The sequence below is a fragment of the Achromobacter sp. 413638 genome, assembly GCF_043119405.1.
Classification (GTDB): Bacteria; Pseudomonadota; Gammaproteobacteria; order Burkholderiales; family Burkholderiaceae_B; genus Achromobacter.
The window spans coordinates 1-19796 of record NZ_JBICCO010000114.1; the positions used below are offsets into that span (position 1 = coordinate 1).

Here is a 19796-nt window from a genome sequence, read left to right on the forward strand (position 1 = left end):
CAAGCACCATGGACGAATTTCCAACGCTCAAGGTAGCTCAAGCCCAACGGTAGTATTCGCCGCAGCGAGCGTTGGTGCATTTCTGCAAGTCACTGAGTCAGGCACTCAGAATCAGTTCTACATTCTAGATTTGAACCTAGAGGATGGGCGTATCGCTGGCACAGTAAAGGCTTGGGACTGGCATCGTGGATTAGGTTGGCGCCCATCACCTCCTGCTAAACGTGGCATCTTTGATGGCTGTGGCCTCGGACTACCAGTTACTGTGGAACGCATCGCAGCTTCTATCGCCGCACTGGGTGATTTTCCGCACACATGGAACAATATCATCGAGAAGGTTCCACTCATCCGTTTCGCCAGTCCCACCGATATGGGAATTCTAGAGCGACGGCTGGAGACCAGGCATCAGCTTCTCATTGAACGTGATGATGCCGGTTACTGCAGAGAAATTGTAAAAGCCGCTGTGAATTCGCAGAATCGAATATGACCCCGAATCCTTTTCCATTCCTATCAGCATTTAACGCAAAAGCAATGAGCTTCGAGGAGGTTGCTCGTCAATTCGTCGTCTCCGAGAAATTTCAGCAACTCGCTGGCCAATGGAATAGCCTGCTTGTAGGTCCTCGCGGCAGCGGGAAGACCACTTTATTGAAGATGTTGAGCCTCCCTGGCCTTCGAGCATGGAACGGAAAAGAAGCAGATCGCTACCGCAGCACACTTCGCTACACCGGCATATACGTCCCGTCTGATATTGCTTGGGGCGAAATGGTCAGAGCGCTGGGAAACGGTCAACTCAAGTCCCAATGTTTCGATCTAATTTCGGAAGCAGCGTTTACCACGAACGTATTCTTGGCGACATTAAATACCATTCAGCAGCGCCTGGAAGGATCAAAATATCCAGCCGACACAACATATCGTAGCCTAAATTTCGATATCACAAACGTGGAGCAATTTGTTGAGTTTGCGGCAGAAGTGTGGAAACTATCTCCTCGCGCCCTCACCATACGCTCACTACAAGCTTCTCTATCAAACCGACTGCTAGACATTCGTCAGCAAGCACTTCGAGTTGCAGAACACCAGTCGCCAAACACTGATCTGGTATTTCAATTGCTGCCATATGCTGGCATCGCGGCAATCACTGCAACAAGCCAGGTACTCACCGCGTTTGATGATCTAGCAGGAGAGAGAGATGGCTTATGGGCTCTGCTACTTGACGAATTCGAAGTAGCCCCCCTGTCATTGCAACAACTAGTACTAGCAGGATTAAGAGCCAGCTCCCAGAAGCTACTGATCAAAGTAGCTCTCGCGCCATGCGGACCTCACACCTTACTTGATTTAACGTCATCTACGCCCCCCACGGCGACAGACGATTACAAGCAGGTGGAACTATGGTACGGAGAAAAGGGAGAGGCTGACGATTTTTGTCGACGAGTATTTGCTGCTCGGACTAAAGAGGATCCGATACTACACGCAATGACGCCCGAGCAAGTTTTCGGTCGATCACAGTACGCGATCATAGATGAAACAGGTGAGGTGGGCGGCCTACATCCCGCATTGGGGCGAGGAGAGACTTGGGCTGCAGAATTTACAAACCTCGTCGCCAAGGATCAATCTTTTGAAGAATTTCTTATCCGCAAGGGAATTGATCCTCTGAAATTAAATCCATCCCCTGATGCTCCAAACGGAAACACAATTCGAAAAATAGCCCCTGTGGTTGCCTTTAGAAATGCCTACAAAGGGACATCTGAAGGAAAAAAAAGAGGTCGAAAGCCTTATACTTCAGCATATTCAGGTTGGCAAGCACTTGCAGCAATTAGCGAAGGGAATCCACGCTGGCTATTAGCCATGCTGACTGGAATTTTTGCTGAGATTGACCAGAAATCTTCATTTCCCGTCAACATCACTCAGCAACAACGACAAGCTGCCGCGACCGCCGGCACATTCGCAGAGATGCTCCGCACAGTAGCATCACAACAGGACGAAGGAATTTCCACATCGGTACCGGTATTTTCGTTGCTAGAGAAAATTGGACGATATTTTCACGATCGAATAGTGAGAGATTCATTCCAAGAAGATCCACCCCTGTCGTTTGTGATAGATGATAGCGTACCCGATGACTACGAAGCATGCCTACGCATTGCACTTAATCATGGAGCGATTGTTTGTTACGAACACCCGGACACAGTCGGTGGTTTTAAGACCCTACGAAATAAGAGATTTAGACTTGCTTACTTGCTATCCCCAGTATTTAAGCTTCCTGTACGGACATCCAAACAAGTTCGCCTGTCTTCGATATTAAAAGAGGATACTCCTCAGGAAGACAGCATCGCGCACATGAAAACGCCTCCTCCTGCGCAGCAAGGAAAACTATTTTGAGTGAAATAACAATCTCTGAAGTTTCCTCAACGTCAGTGGAGGAAATTGCAGCCTCGTCGGCAGCCTCTATGCGCACATTGATAGTTACTTCATTTGCTGAAAATAGTCGCGCCACTTGGCTGAGACCCCATTTTTCGTCTATTAAAAATATTTCCTATCTAACCCTATGCGATAGACAAGATACTTTTCGGCCTCAGGCTGTGTCGTCTTTTCTTCGAAAGTATGGGGAAGATAGTATTTGTGATGAACACAATGCCATCCAAAGACTTCAAAATGAAGCGAAGTACGCACTTTCTTCCGGCAACCCAGAGCTGCCGCTAGTCGTCGATGTTTCCTGCATGTCACGGCGACAGATGGGCTACGTTATGGCCGCCATTCGTGACATCGCAGCAGTCATTATTCCTATTAGGCTTCAGCTTATCTACTGCTTAGCCAAATTTACCCGCCCCCCGGAAAATCCGCATATCTACAATCGACGTGTTGCACCGGTGCATCCAGCCTTCTCCGGCTGGACAACATCTCCGGGGCTTCCCTTGGAAGTTGTTGTTAGCCTCGGCTATGAACGAGGCAAGGCCGCGGGAGCTGTCGAGTACTTGGAACCCCGAAAAAAATGGGTTTTCATCCCTAACTCTCCAGATGATCGATTTTTAAAGAATGTCACACAACACAACAAAGACCTAATTGCAGCCACATCCTCAAGCCAGCTCTTTTATGACGTACTTTCTCCTGTAGATACCTATTACACGCTATTGTCTTTAGTTCACGGGTTATCTAAAACATGCCGTCCAGTTCTATTACCGTTCGGACCCAAGCTCTTTTTCTCACTTGCGCTACTTGTCGCCATGTGCATGGATCAGGTGTCCGTCTGGCACGTTGATTCTGAAGAATTGCCTACACGCCAGTATCCATCAAACCACAGCACCTCGATGGAATGCCTAATTAGTTCGACCAATAGAATTCTTGAAGTCGAGCAATAACCACGTACAGCCAGCCTCATGCGTTTCGCACACGCAAAGAAACAATAAAAATAATAATTCTATAAAATCAGGATCATAATTTTATTCTAAGAAGTGGCTCACCTTTAAACACTCAGACGATCCTCATGAATCATCAACGATTATTTTCAGCCAAACACCACCCTAGATTTCCATACAAATGCGCCTCACCACAGCCTGCTTTTTCCGGCCATATCTGGAAACTCTTACTCTAGCGGCCCTCTTGCCGGTTACCGCGGCCACCGCCGCCCCCCGCACCATCTACACCGGCCCCCTCCAAGGCGCCGGCACCATCGTCCTGGAACTGGACTCCCCCCCCACTCCATCCAGCAGCCCCCTAACCGGCCGCTACTTCTACCCCTCCCACGGCACAGACATCCCCCTGACCGGCACCGCCGCCTCCCTGACCGAACCCTCCCCCTCCCCCAACACCTCCACCCCCGCCGCCACCTGGCAAGGCACCCTCACCCCCACGTCCTACAAAGGCACCTGGACCGACGCCAAAACCGGCAAGCAACGCCATTTCGACCTGAAACGCGTCGCCCAATACGACACCGCCCAACTCGAACAAGACCGCAAGCAAGCCCGCGCCACCCAAATCAACCTGGGCGACGTGGACCTGAACGCCGGCATCACCTCCACCCGCGCCCCCTACGACACGCTGAAACTCACCGGCCACGCCAAACCCGTCGGCAAGGAAATCGGCAACGCCACCGTCGCCTATCAAATGTGGCAGGACCCGCGCACTAAATTCCTGTATCCCCGCCTGACCCGCCATCCCGACCCGCAGGCCATGCAGCGCATCAACTACCTGCTGGAGCAGCGCCATTGGCAAAAGAGCCTGGGCGCGCTGGACTGCAAGGCGACCGCGTACACCAGCGCCAATCCCATGGCGGGCACGCTGGGCGGGTTTGATGAAGAGGATGTGAAAGTGACCTGGCTGTCGCGCGCGCTGATGACCGTGACGGAATCGGGCAGCCTGGATTGCGGCGGCGCGCATCCGTACAACCATTTCGATGTCTATACCTTCGACCTGCTGCGCGGCGAGTATCTGGACTGGAACCGGGTGTTCGACGCCTATGTGCCCGGCAAGCGCACGTTCGGCGGCGAGAAGAGCGCGGCGCTGCTGACGCTGGTGAAGCAGGCGGTGGACCAGGGGCCGGACGCCAGCAAGGCCGACCAGCATCCGAACCTGGAGGATTGCGCGGACCTGTGGCCGGACTATCTGGCGCTGGGCGCGCAGGCGCCGGGCGCATTGAGCCTGTCGGTGTCGGGCGTGGGGCATTCCTCGGGCGCCTGCCTGGGCACGCATGCCCAGGTGCCGTTCAAGGCGCTGACGCCATATCTGAAACCGGGCGGCGAGGCGTATCTGCTGCGGGACTGACTCGGGCGGCGCTGACGGGCGTATAGTCGTGCGATCAATAAAAGCCAGATGCATGGCGCGCCGCTGAAAAACATGATTCGGGGAAATCGATGCGCACCGTCAGAGCAATCCTGTCCATCCTGATTCTTGCCGTGTGTTCGGTATCGCCAGCCCATTCGGAAGGGATTTGGCATACCGACTCGGCCGGCTGTCGCGTGATCAAGCGGGCGACCCAGCTCAGTCCAGGCTATTCATATGGATGGAGCGGCGCTTGCAAGAACGGATATGGCGAAGGCGCCGGGACCCTTACGAAGTACTTGAATGGACACGTGATGTCCACGGCGACAGGCGTGCTAGTGCATGGGGCCTGGCAAGGGAAGGTCGTGGCCCAGGAGCGCCAAGGGGAGGCCCAGGAGTACTTTTATGTCGATGGAGAACTCAGCAACAAGGCGGCTCCCGCCGGGGCCTCGCCGGAAAGCAAGGTAGCAAGCAGCCCAGGCAGCGGCAATGTTCCCCCTAAAGCTGCCGCTGCGACCGGCAGCGCCACACGGACGGCATCAACCCCTGCCGCCGCCAGTTCGAAAGAGCGATCGACGGCCTCCGCGAACTGCCCGGTCGAAACGACGATTTCAAGCCCCTCTCACGGGGCGATCACGCTGAAGTTCGCGGCCCTGCGCGAGAAAATGCTCCCGAAAGCAGAGTTGGATGCGTACTTCCAGGATCTGGTGGCACTCCAGCGGGAAGCCAGCACAAACGTTCAAAACAACGGACTGCGCATGTACTCCGCCTACGGCATGACGGACACGCCACGGCAACGCGCATTGCTCGGGTGCGAGGGGAATTCAGGTGGCGCCTGCGCCGACCTGGTCATCAACAGGGAGCCGCCGAACTTCGCTGACACCATCACGCCACGGCTGAAGGTGTATCAGTGCCATCGGGACGCGGGATGGCCCTCGGCCAGCGATTCCGCATCGCCGCGCGGCAAGACGCCGATATCAACGGCGGCGGCGCCTTCCGGTGCTCGGCCGCAGACGCCGGCACAGGAAAATGATCATGCACCGTACATCTCGGGCAAATGCGTGCGCATCGTCCAAAGCGGCAAAGGCGTGTCGGACGCGTACAAGCGGATCCAGAACGATTGCGCGATGCCCGTGGCCGTCACGTTCTGCCTTGAAGCGCCCGGGCCGATCAACCAATGCCTGAATCCCCTCAGGTATGGCCTCAGCGACGTCATACCCGCCAAAAAGTCCCAACTGACGGCGGACGCGATTCAAGGACCTTGGACCGCGTGGTTCTTTGTCTGCGATATGAGCAACCCGAAGAAACACAGATGCCTGGTGCCCAAGGATATTGCGGGAGCCGGCGCGTTCAGGGATTGATGGATGATGGCGCTACGGCTCGACTCGCTCACGAGTCGAGCCGAGGCCGATCGACTGCGGATATCGGTACCGCTCGGCGTCAGGCCCCCTGCTTGTCCTCCAACGCAGCGCGATCCGACAGCGGCCAATACTCGCCGACCAGCCGCTCCCTCGGAAACGAAGTGATATCAGCAGTACTCAACCCCACGCTATCCACCGAGATGATCTGCGCGGCCAACCGTCGATAACCCGCCCGAAAGTGATTGGCCCCCTTGATGGCGATGAGCTTGTACGCGGTGACGTCGATGCCGTGCAGAAAAAACGGTTCCTCGTCATAGATCTGTTCGGCGCGCGAGGCGACGATGACGTCCACGCCCTGGATGACCAGGCGGCACATCGCGCCCAGGTCGAAGCGCACGCCTTCGAACATGGAGCCGGCGCGATTGATGAAACGGCCGTCAGTGATGGCCTTGACGTAGGCATTCACGCGCAGCGGTTCTCCCTGGAAACGCCCCTGCTTGCCGCCCAGCGAGATGCTGATGGTGGCGCCCACGCCGGCCTGGCGGGCCTGATCGACGACGGCGGCGTCGTTGATGGACGCGAAACAGCAGGTGCCGGGCGCGGGCTGGGCGTCGAGGACGGCGCGCAGCAGATGGGTGCCGTCGCCGGGCGTGCCGCCGCCGGGGTTGTCGGCGTATTCGTTGACGACGACCGGGCCGTGCGCGGCGGCCAGGGCCTGCGCCACGCCCTCGGCCGGGCTGGGAAAGGACGGGCGGAAGTCCTCGCGGCGCGACCAGATCCATTGCGCGACTTCGTCGGCGCAGCGCTCGGCCAGCGCAAGGTCGCCGGCGGTGGTGCAGACCACGGCGGGGCACGGCGCGGCGATGTCCGCGTAGGGAAAACCGTGAAACCATGAACAGTCGATGACGCCGGGCCGCTGGGCCAGTTCGGCGCAGACGGCGTTGACCTCGGCGGGGATGAAGCCTTCCTGCGTGGTGACGATGTAGGGCAGCATGGGCAGGCGGCGCATGACGGTCACGGGCCGCAGGCGGCCGGCGATGATCTCGCGCAGCAGCGCCACCGCCTCCACGCCCCGATCATGAAAATCCGTGTGCGGATAGAGCTTGCAAGGCAAGGTCAGTTCGCAGCTGTCGCGCATGGCCTCGGTCATGTTGCCGTGCAGGTCGTAGACGGCGGCGATGGGCGTGGCGGGGCCAACCAGTTCGCGCACCGCCACGCACAGGTCGCCCTCGATGTCTTCGACGCCGTCGGCGACGCCGGCGCCGTGCAGCGCCAGCAGCACGCCGTCCACCGGCAGCGCGGCGCGCAGGCCGTCGAGGATGCGGCGTTTCATCTGGGCGTAGGCCTGGGCCTCGATGGTGCCGGACGGCGTGGCCTGGCCGACGTAGGGGCAGACCAGTTCCGCGCCGGCCTGCCGCGCGCCTTCGATGAAGCCGCCGACCTGGTGGTTGGATCTGTCGAAGGCTTGCAGGATCTGGTCCTGGCCGCTGTACTGCTCGAAGGCGCGCAGCGGGGTCTGGCCGGCGAATTCGGCGGCGTAGGTGTTGGTCTCGTGGATCAGGCCGGCGACGGCCAGACGCAGCGGTGTTGCGGGTGTGCTTGCCATGTTGCGGGCTCTTCAGCGATTGACTTTCTTGGGGTCGAAGCTCAGCGCGATCAGGGCGCTGACCAGCAGCGCGCCCGCGATCACGTAGATGGCCGGCGCGGTGCTGTGATAGATGTCGCGGATCCAGCCGATCAGGTAGGGGCTGACAAAGCCGCCCAGGTTGGCCAGGCTGTTGATGATGCCGATGGACGCGGCCGCCGTGGCGCCGCCCAGGAAGGCGGTGGGCAGCGTCCACATGATGGGCGAGAAGCTGATGATGCCGGCGGCGGCGACGGACAGCGCGATCACGGCCAGCGTCAGGTTGGTGCCGGCGAAGACGCTGGCGACCAGGCCCACGGCGCCCAGCACCAGGATGAAGACCAGGTGCCAGCGGCGCTCGCGGCGCAGGTCCGAGCTGCGTCCGACCAGCACCATGGCCACCATGGCAACCAGGTACGGAATGGCGCTCAAGAGGCCGATGCGCACGCCGCCTTCGGCGCCGGCGTCCTTGATCAGCGTGGGCAGGTAGAAGCCCAGCGTGTACAGCGCCATCATCGCCGGGAAGGTCATGGCGATGATTTTCCAGATGCGCGCGTCGCGCAGCGCCCGCAGCAGCGGCATGTGTTCGCGGCCGGCGTTGTCTTCGGCGATGTCGCGGGTGATCAGGTCACGCTGTTGCTGCGTGAGCCAGGTGGCGTCCTGCACGCGGTTGGACAGGATGAGCAGCACGCCGATGGCCAGCGGGATGGTGGGCAGCGCTTCCAGCACGAACAGCCATTGCCAGCCCGGATGGCCGCCGACCAGATGGAAGCGTTCCATGATCCAGCCCGACAGCGGGTTGCCGATCAGCCCGGCCACCGGGATGCCGGCCTGGAAGATGGCGGTCATCTTGGCGCGGCGGCGGTTCGGAAACCAGTACGTCAGATAAAGGATCACGCCCGGATAGAAACCGGCCTCGGCCACGCCGAGCAAGAAGCGCACGGTGTAGAACTGCCAGGGCGTGGTGACGAAGGCCATGACGCCCGACAGGATGCCCCAGGAAATCATGATGCGCGCGATCCACAGGCGCGCGCCGACGCGGTGCATGATGAGGTTGCTGGGCACCTCGAACACCATGTAGCCGATGAAGAACAGCCCGGCGCCCAGACCATAGGCCGCTTCGCTGAATTGCAGATCCGCCAGCATGTTGAGCTTGGCGATGCCGATGTTGATGCGGTCCAGGTATGTGACCACGTAGCAGAGCATCAGGAAGGGGATGAACCGCAGCGCGACCTTTCTGTAGGTCGCGTTTTCAAAGGCTTGCTGGTCCGGGGTTGCGGCCCGGCCGGCGGGTAGGGAAGCGCTGGCGCTCACGGGTTGTCTCCTTGGAATGTCGTTGTTGGTATGGGGGTCTGCCTGGGATCGGCTGGTGATCGGCTTGATATCTGCGGGATATCGGAACTTGGCGGCTCAGGCCGCGCGGCGCGGGCGCAGCGTCCTGGCGTGTTCCTGGAAGCCGAGCAACGCATCACGCGGCACCAGCGATCCGCCGGTGGCCCAGATGACGTGCGTGGCGTTGGCCATGGCAAGACCCTGCGCATAGGCCCGGCCGGCGGCCGAGCCCTGCAGCCAGCCCGGCCCCGAGACGGCGGCGGCGGCCGAGGGTTCGACCTCGGCGTCCAGGCTGTCCTTCAGCGCCAGCAGGTTCAGGTACAGCTCGTCGTCCGACACGGTGAAGACGCCGCCCAGTTGCGGCGTCATCAGCGACGCCACCAGCTCCGACGCCTGCCCGACCGCCAGGCCGTCGGCCTCGGTGCGGTTGTCCAGGCCCAGGTCGTAGACGGACGTGGGAGTCTGCATGCCGGCGGCCAGCTGCACCAGCATGCACGGCGAGGCCACCGGCTCGGCGAAGAAGCAATGCACGTGGTCGCCGTACAGCGCCTTGAGTCCGTGGGTGATGCCGCCCGGCGCGCCGCCGACGCCGCAGGGGATGTAGACGAACAGCGGATGTTCGGCGTCGACCTTGCGGCCCGCCTCGGCCAGCTGCCGCGCCAGGCCGCGCGCGGCGGCGGCGTAGCCGAAGAACAGCAGCTCGGATTGCTCGTCGTCGACGAAGTGGCTGCGCGGCGCGGCCAGCGCCTGCGCCCGGCCGGCGGCGACGGCCTGGGCGTAGTCGCCGGCGTGCTCGATGACGCGCACGCCGCGCTGGCGCAGGCGGTCTTTCTTCCATGCCTTGGCGTCGGCGGACATGTGCACCACGGCGTCAAAGCCCAGCGCGGCCGCCATGACGCCGATGCTCATGCCCAGGTTGCCGGTGCTGCCCACCGTCACGGCGTATTGGCCGAACAGCGCGCGGGCCTGTAGCGTTGCCAGCAGGCGGCGGTCGGCGTCGGCGTGGGGCAGCAGGCCGTGCTCCAGCGCGATGGACTCTGCAAGGGCCAGCACTTCATGAAAACCGCCACGGGCCTTGATGGAGCCGGCCACGGGGAGTTCGTCATCACGCTTGAGATACCAGCTGCCGGACGCCGACGCGCCGCCCAGTTGCTGCTGCAAGGCCTGCGCGGGCATCAGGCGGGACTCGATCTGCCCAGCCGCATTCGCCAACTCGGGAAACAGCCCGGCCAGCAGCGGCGCGCAGCGCGCCAGGCGCCGCTGCGCGTCGTCGATCCGATCCAGGGACGGCGCGTCGTCGGGCAGCGGGCCGCCCCGGGCCGGGTTGAGCCACAGCAGCGGCGTGCGGGATTGAAGCTGGGCTAATAACTGGGGATCGAGATTGACGGTCATCTTGCGCGGGCATGGGAAGGAACAGGCGCAGATCGTAGAAGCCGGCGGCGTGCAAGAATAGCGATGATTTCTAATCCTGCCATTAGCCTGACTTATTCCTGCCCTCTTCATGCCAGTCCATTTCGATTCCACGCTGCTGGGCGCGCTGCGCTGCTTTGACATGGCGGGCCGCCATCTCAGCTTCACCCGGGCGGCCGAGGCCATGAGCCTGACGCAGAGCGCGGTCAGCCAGCAGATCCGCCAGCTGGAAGACCGGCTGGGCTATCCGCTGTTCGTGCGGCGGCAGCGCGGGCTGACGTTCACGCCCAAGGGCGAGCAGCTGCACGCCACCGTCAGCCGCGCGCTGGGCGACATCCAGCAAGAGATCGAGCGGCTGGGCCTGCCCGCGTCAGCCTTGCAGGTCAATTGCCTGCCCTCGTTCGCGCTGCAATGGCTGATGCCGCGCCTGACGGAATTCCATCGCCAGCAGCCGGACGTGTCGGTACGGCTGAAGGCGGAATTCCAGCCGCTGGACCGCAAGCGGATGGACGAGGAAGACATCGACATCGCCATCCGCTACGACCCGGACGACTACGGCCATTTACAGGCCGACGCGCTGATGGACGAGTACCTGTTGGTGGTGGCCACGCCCGAGTATCTGGCCGCGCATCCGCAGTTCCGGGCCGGCAAGTCGCTGGACGGCGTGGCGTTTCTGCACGACGCCTCGCCCTGGGTCGGCGCGGCGGAGTTCATCGAGTGGCGCACCTGGATGCAGGCGCACCAGCCGCGCTGGCTCAAGCATCTGGACGGCCCGCAGTTCAACCTGGCCAGCCTGGCCATCGGCGCGGCGCTGAATCACCAGGGCGTGGCGATCGGGCGCAGCGCGATGGTGCATGACGAGATCCGCAACGGGCGGCTGGTCGATGTGTTCGGCAAACACGTGGCGGCGCCGGCGCGGTACGTGCTGCTGTCGCGGCGGCCGCAGGAACGGCGCACGCGCATATTCTCGGAATGGTTGAAGGCGGAGTGCCGGGCGTTTGACGCGTCGCGGACGTGATCAAAGACGTGTCGTGGGTGGCATGGGCAGACCTTCGGCCGTCGCGAGCTTTTCCATCGCGGCTTCCAGGATGGCGCGCGCCTGACCCGCGGCCCGCTGCAAATCGCTGTGCAACTGGGCATCGTCCGCACTGCGCGAGGCGCATTGGGCGCTGTAGCGTTCGAAGCTACCCACCATCATCAACAGGTCCGCCAGATGTTTGGGGCATTCGCATGCCAGCCCGCTGCCGGAAGCCATGATGGTCAGCAGCGCGCTTTCGTCAAAACGGATGTCGGGCAGGTGGGATGGCGGTTGTGGCGGAAGACGTTCTCCGGTCAGGGCCGAGCGGCACAGCAGCGCGAGCTCGTTTACATCGGCTGGAACGCGCGCAACCAGGCAGTCCTGGGCGCGAAGCGCCCGAATGGTGGCGCTGGCGCAGAAGCGATAGAGCACCACGACAGCGACCGCGCCCCAACGATTCTTGATGCCGGCGATCAGCGAAACCGCGCTGTCGTGCAATTCTGATTGCTCGATGACCAGGACTTCCACGCTGGCGTTTGGCGCGTCCTGCGCGGCCTGCTCAAGCTGGGAACGGCTGTATTCCAGCACCAGATCGGCTCTGTCGCGCGCGCTGCCCGCAATGCGCTTAGCAAGGTTGCTGCCAATTACCCCGATTCGAATGGGTCCGACGGCATCCGGCTGCGTGTATGCGGCATTGGCGAGTTCTTGCAGTTGGGCGTCAGGCATCAGGGCAAGCACGCCGATCGCATGGCCCTGGTCCACCAACTGTTTCAACAGGCTCAATTTGCGGACCTGTTCCGCGGAATACAAGCGCTGCCCTCGTTCGGAGCGCTCCGTGTTGGAAAGGTTGTAGCGCCGCTCCCAGACACGCAGTGTTTCCGGGGAAAGTCCTGCCAGCCGCGCCGCCGCGCCGCTGCGATAGCTCACGTGCTGCGGTTCCGAAGAAGCCTGATGTTCCATGTCGACGCCCTCTTTATGACCCGATATTGACCCGTTTTGTTTGTATTTTAGCGGGTCATTTTATGGACTGTGAAGATTTCGGCGCGTAAATTCACTTTCAAGCGGTTCACATGACCCACTCGATACCGCGCAACCGGGGCGCCAACCTCATCGTGCAGCCCCCCTCGTCTATGAAAGGAGTCGATTATGAAACGCGTCCTGACCACCCTGACGTTCGCCCTCGCGCTCGGCACCGCGCAAGCCGCCGACATCGTGGACACAGCGAAGTCAGCAGGTTCCTTCAATACCTTGGTGACCGCGGTGCAAGCCGCGGGATTGGTCGACACGCTGAAGGGTCCCGGGCCGTTCACCGTGTTCGCGCCGACCGATGACGCATTCGCCAAGATCCCCAAAGACAAACTCGATGCGCTGCTGAAAGACAAGGCGGCCTTGACCAAGGTGCTCACCTACCATGTCGTGCCCGGCAAGGTGATGGCGAAGGACGTCAAGGCGGGCCCGGTGAAGACGGTTGAAGGCGATTCGTTGACCGTGGCCGTGAATGGCGGACAAGTCAGCGTCGACAACGCCAAGGTCGTGAAGACGGACGTGGTGGCGGACAACGGCGTGATTCACGTCATCGATACGGTGGTGATGCCCAAGTGACACGCGTCTGGCCGGATTGCGCCAGCCGCATGGGACGATTGACTGGTTCATCGCGCCGTCCCCGGTAAGGTGCGATGAACCACTTTTTATCTTTTCGCCACCGTGGTCCGCGCGCAGCGCATGGCGCGATGGCCGTGCTGATCCCCAGCGACAACATCGAGCCGGACGACTTCATCAACGAGCTGTACTGCCCGTTCTGCAAACGGGCCTGAAGCCCGCCAGCGGCCCTCGTCGTCAATTTCAGAATCCTCTGGTGGCGTGCGCCGCGCGGCCCCCGCATGATCTTCGAGCGCGCTTCATTGCGCGCCCTTTCTCCAGATCCTGCCAGGGCCACCATGACACCCCGCACATTGCTTCGCGCCGCCGCCTGCCTCCTGGCCATCCTGCCGTCGCCCGCGCCGGCCGACAGCACGGGCCGCCTGCAATTCCTCTATACCGCCTTCATGGACGTGCGCGGACTGGCCGCGAACACGCTGGAACACTGCGCGCGCGACAACCCCGCAACGCAAGCCATGCTGCAAGATCTGTACCAGGACTGGGACCGCAACCATGGCCGCCATCAGACCGAACTGCAAATGCTGATCCGCGCGCAGCTGGTCGCAGCCATCGGGCCGGAACAGGCCGAAGCCTTCATCGACAATGCCAGGATGCAGGCGCACAAGCAGCTGGCGCCCCAGTACTTTCCGCAACGGCCGGTGGCGGACAGCGCATACTTCTGCGGCAAGCTGCTGCCCCAGACCTTGCGGGGCGAGGTGCCGATGCTGCGCTTTGGGCAGTACGTGCGGGAATACAGGAAAGAGACGGCGCCCCGCGCGGGGCCTTAGCGGCGCGCGCTTGCCGTTCAGGGCGTCGGGACGGCTTCTGTTAAAACAGACCATCCAACCGCCCATGCGCCCAGCCGGCGCATGCCTGAACCCGCGCCACCCGTCCTGAACGAACCACCCATGACCCAATCCGACTACGAAGCCGAACTGCTGCGCATCCTGCGCGCCCACGACGCCACGGCCCGCGCCACGCTGACCGCGCTGATCGCCGCCCTGCCGCCCAAGGCGCGCGAAATCCACATCGTGGTGTTCCCCGACCAGGACGGCGAAGGCACGTTCTCGGTCGTGGCCAGCCTGGAAGGCCCGGACCTGTTCGTGCTCAACAAGGCCATCGAAGGCCACCGCTACCTGTTCGACGTGCGCCATACCGAAGACGGCATCGAGCCCGAGGTGCCCCTGTTCGGCTCGGACGAAGCCGGCTTCGACGTGCAGAACGTGATCGTCGACACGGCCATGCAGTGGGTCGGGGAATTGTGGGACGCCTGCGGACGCGGCCGTTCGCCGTTGCCGGGGCTGGTGTATGGCGAGGAAGGCTACGGCACGCGGGAACCGCTGGTCTTGCCCGTCTGACGCTTCGAGTATCGGGCGGCCCGGCGCGGCATCACGCCGCGCTCACCACGCCACATGGAACATCGCCTTGGCCAGCACCACGATCAGCACCATGTGACAGAACACGCTGACATGCATGCGCCGGCTCAGCGCCCCGCTCAGGCGCTGCCGCCGCGCCAGCGTCAACGCAGTGAGCACATGCGCCAGCACGCTAAGCGCCAGCGCGATCTTCAGCGACAGCAGGATGCCGAACGGCGAGCCCAACGGATCCGCCAGCGCGCCGCGATACTGCCAGGCCATTGCCAGCCCCGCCAGGTACAGCACCGCCACCGACCAGGGCAGCACCGCCCGCACGCGCGGCCCGAGCTGGCCGCCCAGCGCCTTGCGCACGTCAACGGGCAGGCGCTTGTGCACCGGTTCCAGGAACAAGACTTCGAATGTCACCGTGCCGACGAAGAGAACGGCGGCCAGCAGGTGCAGGATGAGGAACAGGGCATAGGCGTTCATGGCGTCATCGGATTCTGGCATCCGCGCGCCATCCGATGGCATGACAAAGATCAAGCCGCCCGACGCCGGCCGTGGATAGCCACGGCGCGCCGCCCAGAATGCCAAAGGCCGGACGTGGGGTTCCGTCCGGCCTTTGACGGGCCGCATGGCGGCCGGCGGCGAGTTTACTTCGGTTTCTTGCCAGACATGTCCTGCTCCACCACCATATCCAGCACATAGACCTTGGACGGCGCGTCGGCGGGCGGGTTCTTCCAGTCGTATTGCTTGACGCGCAGCACGGTGCGCACGCCGTCGCGGTGCTCGTAGCCGTCGATCGACTGATACAGCGGATGCCACTTGTCGGTCGCGGGCTGCTGCACACCGGACTCGCTGTAGCGGCGCTCGCGCACCTGCAGGCACTGGTAGTTGGGGATCATCGGGTGGCTGCACTTGACGCGCTTGGCGGCCACTTCCAGGAACATGGTCTCGCCCTTGCTGCCGTAACGGGTCTCGGGCGTGGGCTCGCCGGTGAACTTGAGCACGGCGCCGTCCTGGGCGACCAGTTGCAGCACGGGTTCGGGCGCGTCGGTGGCGACCGAGGCACGCAAGTCGCCCTTGATGCGCTGGCCGACTTCGGCGTCCAGCGCCATCAGGCCGGGTTCGCAGGCCTTCATCGTGGCGGCCAGTTGCGCCACCTGCAGCACGCCCTTGTCATAGCGATAGCCGCCGAACTGCGTATTGCAGCCGCCGGTGATGCTCAGGCCTTGCTCGGTGAAGGACAGGCGCAGGCGATTGTCTATGCCCTTTTGCAGCGCCGCGATGGGCTTGCCCGAGGCGTCGACGGCCGAGGCCAGGTGCCAGTAGTAGGCGGACAGCGTGGCCTGGGAAGCGGCGGACGAGGCGGTGGCGGACATGGAAGACGCTCCTTCGCGAGTGGAGTTGGACGCCGGGGCGCAGGCCTGGAGCAAGGCGGCGCAGACGGAAGCGAGAAGAATGGTTTTTTTCATGGTTCGCTCTTATTCAGCCGGGGGTTATTGATGGAGACGGCATTCTACGGACGAAAAATCGACTATCTATCCAGACTGCCTTGAGAACGTTTCAGAGTATTGCCCTGCAACAAGACTCACACCACGCACGGAAACGCAATGCTACGTTTTCGTCGTTATGTCTCACTTTCTATCATGATCTACCCTCGCGACGCAGCCAGGTCCATCCGCGCTCAACAGGTACCGCAGCACTTTGCGCTTCTTTTTTCTCCTGTCGATGACGGAGAACAGGAGAACGGCGAGGCTCCCCGGGCGTCTTCCACCCGCGTCCATTGCTCGTCAGGATCAATTGCGACAAGGTAGTCCGAATCAGGCAGCAGCGCCCTGTCGCCAGGCTCTCCGATCAATCCACTACGCCCCAGGGATTCCAGCCACGCCGCAAACCCGGCAATGACGCGTGGGTCGGTGGCGTAGCTGATTCCTCTTCCGGCATGCACGAGCCCCGGGAACCTGGAAGGAAACTCCTGCTGGGCCTGCAATGCGCCCTCGGCGCCAAAATACCAGTAATTTTCCGCCCCTTCGGCCAAATAGACCGTCCTGCCGCAGTCTTGCCGGAAATTCTCCACCGTGTTGTGCTCCAGGGATGGGGCTCGCCGCCACTGGCCATCACGGGAATAGTAGATATTGTCTCCGCGCCGTTGCTCGAATGTGCCTGCCGGATCCGGCCGCTTGCTCGGGAACTGGTCGAAGTAATCATTCATATCCAGCACATTGGTGATCCGCATCGCATACACGAGCCGGTTCCCCCCTTTTCGCGGCGCATGCCCCAAGATCCAATCTCCCCGTCCGAGTTTCGCGTTCATATGATTCGGCGTGCATAGCGCCAGGGAACATACGCCGAAGTACGGATTCGGAGCCAGGCCACGGTCGTACCTGACGATATACCTCAAGAGCTTCAAGACAGCCTCCTCTGTTTCTGCGAGTCCCTACTTCGCCGCCCCCAGATGTTCGCGCAGCACCCGCCGGATCTCCAATATCGCCTCCGGCGCTTCCTGCACGCTGTGCGTGTACGGAATCACCGCTTCCGACGCCGCGCCCTCCAGGTGCGCGCTGTGATACGTAACGAAGCCGTCGGTGGATTCCTCCAGCGGCGCGTCCGGCTTGTCGGTGGCGACGATGCTGTGGAACGTCACGGCGGACGAGATCGGCATCTGCGGCAGCAGCCGGATGAACGGGTCCTTGGGGCTCAGGCTGTCCACGCCATTGGGGATGTAGTAGGGCTCGCCGCCGGGCATCTCGCCGCCTTCGGCGCGCTGGCTCATGCGGGCGAACTTGCGCAGCACGGTGGCCGGCAGCGTGATCAGGTTCGAGGCCCAGCGCGCCAGCCGGTGCTCGGCGAACTCGGTGCCTCGATGCGGCGTGGCGATGAAGACGGCGCGGGTGATGCCATGGAAGGGCTCGAAGCGCATCATGTCGCCGAATTCCGCTTCGGCCTCGGCCATTTCCTCGGGCGTGAACGAGCGGTATTCCTGCAATGCCTTCCACAGTACGTCGCCCGACGAGGACACCATCAGGCGGCTCAGGATGCCGCCCATGCTGTGACCGATGACGACCATGTCGCGCGAGGCGCGCGCCGTGCCCATGGGGTCGAAGTGTTCCAGCGTGCGCCGCAGCGCCTTGCGGATCTCGGCGTTGTTGTAGGGCAAGGGCGCGTTGGTCGGGTAGTAGACCTGCCAGATCTGGTAGCCGCGCCGCAGTACCTCATCGCCCAGCACTTCATTGGCCGTGTTGATCCAGGCCTCGGGGCTGCTGGCCAGGCCGTGCAGCATGACGATGATGCGCCGATCAGGATCGTAGGGTTGCAGCAGGTAGATGTGCGGCTCGGCCAGTCCGTCGGACGTGCCGATGGCGTTGCGCAGCGCCTGCGTGGCGAAGCCCGAGCGCGCCAGCCACAGGCCGTAGCCGGAGGTGAAGTTGGCGGCCAGCGGCACCGAGATGCCGCCCAGCGACACGTAGTAGCGCCGATACGGATCCGAGACGGTGAAGGCGGCGTCGTGCGTCTCCAGGATCTGGGTCAGCGTGCGGCCCTTGAAGGACAGGATCACCGACAGCGCCGGGAACGGGGTTTCGCTATAGGGCTGCTCGAAGGTGTCCTTGTCATTGACGCTGCGCGCCATGACGGCGACCAGCTCGGCGCCGAAGCCGTCGCGCCGGTACATGCTGCGCAGGCCACTGAAGGTCAGCGTGGACGCCGGGATCAGCTCGTAGGGCGTGGTCTTGCCGCCGGGCAGGCGCACCTCGTCCATCAGGAAGTGGATGTTCCAGTCGCCGATGCGGGCGCTTTCGCCGCTGCGCGCGGCATCGGCCTTGGGCGCGTCGCGGTAGTGCGAGAACAGACGCGTGACGGACTGCTGCACCGCATAGTTGTAATAGTCGCGCACCTGGGTCTGGCGGTCCTCGAAGGCGCGCTCGGCCGGCGGGCGCGGCGAGTGGAACAGGTAGGCGTAGGCGTAGCGCGCGCTTTGCAGGTAGGCGTCCAGCAGCTCGTCGCGGTCGGTCGCGGCGATGGGGCGCTGGCGTTCCAGCTCCACGGCGTGCAGCAGCCAGACCTCGGACAGCGTGGACAGCTGGCGCTCGGTGTCCAGGCCGTCGCTGCCGCGCAGCGCGCTGGTGCAGTTGAGCGCGGACGCGCGGCATTTGTCGGCGTCCAGGCCCAGCACGGCCAGCGCCTCGCTGGCGGCGGCGCTGAGCTTGCCGGTGGTGAGCACGTCGCCGCGTCGTTGGGCGATGTAGTCCTGCGTGCTGACGGACGCGACCTTGACGCCGGCGCAGCCGGCGGTCACCAGGATCAGCAGCAGCGCGGCACAGCGAGCGACGAGCCCGAGGGAATGCTTCATGGTCGGGGGGACAGGAAAGGTTCGCGTATGGCTTGCGAGAACGCCGGCGTGTTGCCCGCCCCGGCCGCGCGCTGGGTGATGTCGGCATCGCGCCGGATCGCGTCCAGCGGCCGGCTGGTGTCCAGGCCGCCGTGTTCGTACAGGTACTCGGGCAGGTAGCCGGACAGCAGAAGGCGGTAGTCGACCGGCAGGCCGGGCACGATGGCGCGCACCATCTGGTAGATGATGGTGGTGCAGTTGGCGGTGACCGTGTGATAGAAGCGCGGCTCGGCGCGCAGCGCGTTGGCCGTGTCCACATAGGACAGGAACAGCGCGCGCATCGCCTCGGGCGGCATGCGGATGGGGTAGATCGATACCGTTTCGCCGCGCACGGCGGTGCGCACCCGCACGATGTCGCGCTCGTCGGCGGCGATCACGCTCAGCTCGAACTGCTTGAAGAAGCCGCCCAGTTCCGAGAACTGCTCGCCGCGTTCCTTGCGGATCTCGACCGAGAACACCACGCGCTGGCCATCGTCGAAGCCAAAGGACACCAGGGTGTGGGCGATGGCGGGCATGCCCCAGGTGGACAGGATCATGTCCACGCTGCGCAGCCGGCTCAGGTCGTAGTCGCGGGTGTCCCAGCGGGCGTCGTAGTCGGCGTCGCCGCGCCAGTCGAAGTTGCGCACGTCCCGCAGGCGCACGTGGTCGCCCTGCACCGTGCCCTGCGGCATGCGGCTCACCTCGTCGGCCCAGTCGCGGTCGTTGGACGGCCGCAGCGTGTGCCACCAGACCAGCAGCGCGACGACGGCCAGCGCCCACCCCGCCCACCAGCGGCGGCCGGCGCACCGGGGACGACCGACGATCAGCAGGCCCAGCAGCCAGAGATGCAGCGCGGCCCAGGCCGCCACGGCCACGCCGCGCGCCGCCGCGCCTCCGGGTAACAGGAACCACAGCGCGCCGGCGCCCCACGCGGCCAGCGGCA

Annotated in this window: 19 protein-coding genes; 10 read left to right on the forward strand and 9 right to left on the reverse strand. The window is 62.8% G+C overall.

Going from position 1 to position 19796, the window contains the following annotated elements; genetic code table 11:
- The 5 genes from ACEU5R_RS29460 to ACEU5R_RS29480 form a co-directional block, all read left to right on the forward strand.
- The coding region (locus tag ACEU5R_RS29460) for a hypothetical protein (RefSeq protein WP_392413337.1) at positions 1 to 484 on the forward strand (484 nt) is incomplete at its 5' end.
- Positions 481 to 2370, forward strand: a complete 1890-nt coding sequence (locus ACEU5R_RS29465; RefSeq protein WP_392413338.1) for a hypothetical protein — start codon at positions 481 to 483, stop codon at positions 2368 to 2370. The genes ACEU5R_RS29460 and ACEU5R_RS29465, both read left to right, overlap by 4 nt.
- Entirely contained in the window at positions 2367 to 3347 is a 981-nt protein-coding gene (locus ACEU5R_RS29470) for a hypothetical protein (RefSeq protein WP_392413340.1), read from the forward strand. Before ACEU5R_RS29465 ends, ACEU5R_RS29470 begins: the two co-directional genes overlap by 4 nt.
- 178 nt (positions 3348 to 3525) lie before the next feature.
- Entirely contained in the window at positions 3526 to 4749 is a 1224-nt protein-coding gene (locus ACEU5R_RS29475; protein ID WP_392413341.1) for a hypothetical protein, read from the forward strand.
- An 89-nt stretch (positions 4750 to 4838) separates the two neighbouring features.
- Positions 4839 to 6107: a hypothetical protein gene (locus tag ACEU5R_RS29480; RefSeq protein ID WP_392413343.1), complete on the forward strand. Its 1269-nt coding sequence runs from the start codon at positions 4839 to 4841 to the stop codon at positions 6105 to 6107.
- A gap of 79 nt (positions 6108 to 6186) precedes the next feature.
- Here the strand turns inward: ACEU5R_RS29480 and ACEU5R_RS29485 are convergent, their stop codons facing one another.
- The 3 genes from ACEU5R_RS29485 to ACEU5R_RS29495 all read right to left on the reverse strand — a co-directional run bounded on the left by ACEU5R_RS29485 (position 6187) and on the right by ACEU5R_RS29495 (position 10455).
- The gene (locus ACEU5R_RS29485) at positions 6187 to 7713 is read right to left on the reverse strand and encodes a M81 family metallopeptidase (RefSeq protein WP_392413344.1); all 1527 of its coding nucleotides are present in this window, start codon (positions 7711 to 7713) and stop codon (positions 6187 to 6189) included.
- Positions 7714 to 7725: 12 nt separating this feature from the next.
- Positions 7726 to 9045, reverse strand: a complete 1320-nt coding sequence (locus ACEU5R_RS29490) for an MFS transporter (RefSeq protein WP_392413345.1) — start codon at positions 9043 to 9045, stop codon at positions 7726 to 7728.
- A 96-nt stretch (positions 9046 to 9141) separates the two neighbouring features.
- Positions 9142 to 10455, reverse strand: a complete 1314-nt coding sequence (locus ACEU5R_RS29495) for a D-serine ammonia-lyase (protein ID WP_392413347.1) — start codon at positions 10453 to 10455, stop codon at positions 9142 to 9144.
- 109 nt (positions 10456 to 10564) lie between these two features.
- On the opposite strand from ACEU5R_RS29495, the gene ACEU5R_RS29500 reads away from it, so the two are divergent.
- Positions 10565 to 11491, forward strand: coding sequence for a LysR substrate-binding domain-containing protein (locus ACEU5R_RS29500; protein ID WP_392413348.1), 927 nt, complete (start codon positions 10565 to 10567; stop codon positions 11489 to 11491).
- Here ACEU5R_RS29500 and ACEU5R_RS29505 read toward each other — a convergent pair whose 3' ends face one another.
- Complete coding sequence (locus tag ACEU5R_RS29505; protein ID WP_392413350.1) at positions 11492 to 12451, reverse strand: MerR family transcriptional regulator; 960 nt, start codon at positions 12449 to 12451, stop codon at positions 11492 to 11494.
- Positions 12452 to 12637: 186 nt separating this feature from the next.
- Between ACEU5R_RS29505 and ACEU5R_RS29510 the strand changes: the two genes are divergently transcribed.
- The 4 genes from ACEU5R_RS29510 (at position 12638) to ACEU5R_RS29525 (ending at position 14487) form a co-directional block, all read left to right on the forward strand.
- Positions 12638 to 13093, forward strand: a complete 456-nt coding sequence (locus tag ACEU5R_RS29510; protein ID WP_103272986.1) for a fasciclin domain-containing protein — start codon at positions 12638 to 12640, stop codon at positions 13091 to 13093.
- Between the two features lie 74 nt (positions 13094 to 13167).
- Positions 13168 to 13305, forward strand: coding sequence for a hypothetical protein (locus tag ACEU5R_RS29515; RefSeq protein ID WP_158658358.1), 138 nt, complete (start codon positions 13168 to 13170; stop codon positions 13303 to 13305).
- Positions 13306 to 13428: 123 nt separating this feature from the next.
- Complete coding sequence (locus ACEU5R_RS29520) at positions 13429 to 13917, forward strand: hypothetical protein (protein WP_392413352.1); 489 nt, start codon at positions 13429 to 13431, stop codon at positions 13915 to 13917.
- Between the two features lie 120 nt (positions 13918 to 14037).
- On the forward strand, positions 14038 to 14487 hold the full coding sequence (locus ACEU5R_RS29525; protein WP_103272984.1) for a DUF6389 family protein: 450 nt from the start codon (positions 14038 to 14040) through the stop codon (positions 14485 to 14487).
- 42 nt (positions 14488 to 14529) lie between these two features.
- Here the strand turns inward: ACEU5R_RS29525 and ACEU5R_RS29530 are convergent, their stop codons facing one another.
- The 5 genes from ACEU5R_RS29530 to ACEU5R_RS29550 form a co-directional block, all read right to left on the reverse strand.
- Entirely contained in the window at positions 14530 to 14994 is a 465-nt protein-coding gene (locus ACEU5R_RS29530) for a CopD family copper resistance protein (protein ID WP_392413354.1), read from the reverse strand.
- A gap of 143 nt (positions 14995 to 15137) precedes the next feature.
- Positions 15138 to 15866, reverse strand: a complete 729-nt coding sequence (locus ACEU5R_RS29535) for a DUF4377 domain-containing protein (protein ID WP_392413356.1) — start codon at positions 15864 to 15866, stop codon at positions 15138 to 15140.
- A gap of 305 nt (positions 15867 to 16171) precedes the next feature.
- Positions 16172 to 16897, reverse strand: coding sequence for a hypothetical protein (locus ACEU5R_RS29540; protein ID WP_392413358.1), 726 nt, complete (start codon positions 16895 to 16897; stop codon positions 16172 to 16174).
- Between the two features lie 27 nt (positions 16898 to 16924).
- A complete protein-coding gene (locus ACEU5R_RS29545; RefSeq protein ID WP_392413360.1) occupies positions 16925 to 18835 on the reverse strand; it encodes an esterase/lipase family protein in 1911 nt (636 codons plus the stop codon).
- On the reverse strand, positions 18832 to 19791 hold the full coding sequence (locus tag ACEU5R_RS29550) for a DUF4105 domain-containing protein (protein WP_392413361.1): 960 nt from the start codon (positions 19789 to 19791) through the stop codon (positions 18832 to 18834). Before ACEU5R_RS29550 ends, ACEU5R_RS29545 begins: the two co-directional genes overlap by 4 nt.
- Positions 19792 to 19796: the final 5 nt, after the last annotated feature.

Excerpts from the sequence above, each read along its gene's own strand:
- ACEU5R_RS29465 (WP_392413338.1), top strand. The coding sequence starts at position 481 with ATGACCCCGAATCCTTTTCCATTCCTATCAGCATTTAACGCAAAAGCA.
- ACEU5R_RS29475 (WP_392413341.1), top strand. The coding sequence starts at position 3,526 with ATGCGCCTCACCACAGCCTGCTTTTTCCGGCCATATCTGGAAACTCTT.
- ACEU5R_RS29480 (WP_392413343.1), top strand. The coding sequence starts at position 4,839 with ATGCGCACCGTCAGAGCAATCCTGTCCATCCTGATTCTTGCCGTGTGT.
- ACEU5R_RS29485 (WP_392413344.1), bottom strand. The coding sequence starts at position 7,713 with ATGGCAAGCACACCCGCAACACCGCTGCGTCTGGCCGTCGCCGGCCTG.
- ACEU5R_RS29495 (WP_392413347.1), bottom strand. The coding sequence starts at position 10,455 with ATGACCGTCAATCTCGATCCCCAGTTATTAGCCCAGCTTCAATCCCGC.
- ACEU5R_RS29500 (WP_392413348.1), top strand. The coding sequence starts at position 10,565 with ATGCCAGTCCATTTCGATTCCACGCTGCTGGGCGCGCTGCGCTGCTTT.
- ACEU5R_RS29505 (WP_392413350.1), bottom strand. The coding sequence starts at position 12,451 with ATGGAACATCAGGCTTCTTCGGAACCGCAGCACGTGAGCTATCGCAGC.
- ACEU5R_RS29510 (WP_103272986.1), top strand. The coding sequence starts at position 12,638 with ATGAAACGCGTCCTGACCACCCTGACGTTCGCCCTCGCGCTCGGCACC.
- ACEU5R_RS29515 (WP_158658358.1), top strand. The coding sequence starts at position 13,168 with ATGAACCACTTTTTATCTTTTCGCCACCGTGGTCCGCGCGCAGCGCAT.
- ACEU5R_RS29520 (WP_392413352.1), top strand. The coding sequence starts at position 13,429 with ATGACACCCCGCACATTGCTTCGCGCCGCCGCCTGCCTCCTGGCCATC.
- ACEU5R_RS29525 (WP_103272984.1), top strand. The coding sequence starts at position 14,038 with ATGACCCAATCCGACTACGAAGCCGAACTGCTGCGCATCCTGCGCGCC.
- ACEU5R_RS29530 (WP_392413354.1), bottom strand. The coding sequence starts at position 14,994 with ATGCCAGAATCCGATGACGCCATGAACGCCTATGCCCTGTTCCTCATC.
- ACEU5R_RS29535 (WP_392413356.1), bottom strand. The coding sequence starts at position 15,866 with ATGTCCGCCACCGCCTCGTCCGCCGCTTCCCAGGCCACGCTGTCCGCC.
- ACEU5R_RS29545 (WP_392413360.1), bottom strand. The coding sequence starts at position 18,835 with ATGAAGCATTCCCTCGGGCTCGTCGCTCGCTGTGCCGCGCTGCTGCTG.